Annotated in this window: 1 protein-coding gene; it reads left to right on the forward strand. The window is 64.1% G+C overall.

Features of this window, described 5'->3' with window-relative positions; genetic code table 11:
- The coding region (locus OC610_RS29040) for a flagellar hook-length control protein FliK (protein WP_264433288.1) at window positions 1-314 on the forward strand (314 nt) is incomplete at its 5' end.
- Window positions 315-354: the final 40 nt, after the last annotated feature.

The raw sequence follows: 354 nt of genomic DNA on the forward strand, positions 1-354 counted from the left end.
CGGACCAGCAGACTCAGGTCACCTTCATGAGCGCCCACGCTGGCGTTCGTGAAGCCCTCGAAGGCCAGATGCATCGCTTGCGCGACAGTTTTGCCCAGCAGGGCATGGGGCAGGTCGATGTGAACGTGTCGGATCAATCCCGTGGTTCGCAGAACCAGGACCAACAAGCCCAGCAGCAGGCCCAGGCCGGACGCACCACGTCCTCGGGCGGACGGGTGGATTCGGTGGATGAAGTCGCTCCCGCCAGCATCGCTGAAGTGGCGGCCGGTACGACCAGCGTCATCGGCACCAGCGCGGTCGACTACTACGCCTGATTCAGCGCAACAAACCCTGTGGGAGCGAGCTTGCTCGCGA

It is taken from the genome of Pseudomonas agronomica, from assembly GCF_025917275.1.
In the GTDB taxonomy this organism is placed as follows: Bacteria; Pseudomonadota; Gammaproteobacteria; order Pseudomonadales; family Pseudomonadaceae; genus Aquipseudomonas; species Aquipseudomonas agronomica.